The 956-nt window shown below is 64.3% G+C and carries 2 protein-coding genes; both read left to right on the plus strand.

Annotated elements, in window-relative coordinates:
* Positions 1-470: molybdopterin cofactor-binding domain-containing protein (locus FN369_RS01395; RefSeq protein ID WP_142524426.1), on the plus strand; the 470-nt coding region annotated here is incomplete at its 5' end.
* 4 nt (positions 471-474) lie between these two features.
* Positions 475-956 (plus strand): XdhC family protein (locus FN369_RS01400; RefSeq protein ID WP_281290902.1); only part of this gene is annotated, 482 nt, incomplete at its 3' end.

Below are 956 nucleotides of genomic sequence, written 5' to 3' on the forward strand. Positions count from 1 at the left end.
CCGTCTCCGAAGTCGAGGTCGACGGCCATACGGGAGAATGCCGCCTGCTGGCGGTCGACATCCTCCAAGATGTCGGAAACTCCCTCAACCCGACGATCGATCGCGGCCAGGTCGAAGGGGCGTTTTTTCAAGGTATCGGCTGGGTCCTCTGCGAAGAGCTCCTCTGGGATCGGGAGGGGAAGCTCCTTACCTCCGATGCTTCCACCTACAAGCTCCCGTCGGCGAGCGAGCTTCCGGAACATTTTGAGGTTCGCTTCCTCTCGGATGCGGCGCAGCCCGGTGTCATTGGCGGATCGAAGGCGGTGGGGGAGCCCCCCTTGCTTCTGGCCCTTTCGGTCCGGGAAGCGATTCAAGAAGCGATCGCGGCCTTCGGTCCGGGCGCCGTCGAGCTCGGCTTTCCCGCGACCCCGGAACAGATCTACTGGGCGGTGGAAGCGGCGCGGAGCCGAGCAAAGAAGCAAGAAGGGTGATCGAATGCGTTGGGACTGGCCGGGAAAGCTCGCGCAACTGCTTCCTCTTCATCCCGAGGTGATTCTAATCACCCTGATCGAAATCCGCGGCCATGCGCCGCAGGAAGCGGGAGCGAAGATGATCGTCACCCGCGAGGAAAGCTTCGGCACCATTGGCGGAGGAAACCTCGAGAAGAGCGCGCTGGAAGCGGCCAAGAAGATGCTCGCGGAAAAGACGCGGACGCCCCGCCGGCTCGAGCTCCGCTTGAATCCGGCGGAGGGGGAGTGGGGTGCCCAGTGCTGCGGGGGAGAGGTGTCGATCTTGCTCGAGCCGCTCTTCTGGGAGCGGAAGCAAGTCGCCCTCTTCGGAGCGGGCCATGTCGGTCTGGCTCTGGCACGGATTCTTTCGCTCCTTCCCCTCGATCTCTTCCTCGTCGACTCTCGTCCGGAACGGCTGGCCGTCGACCGGCTCGTCTTTCCCTCGGCCGCCGCGCGCCTCTTGCCGCG

Origin of the sequence: Methylacidimicrobium cyclopophantes (genome assembly GCF_902143385.2) — a bacterium.
In the GTDB taxonomy this organism is placed as follows: Bacteria; Verrucomicrobiota; Verrucomicrobiia; order Methylacidiphilales; family Methylacidiphilaceae; genus Methylacidimicrobium; species Methylacidimicrobium cyclopophantes.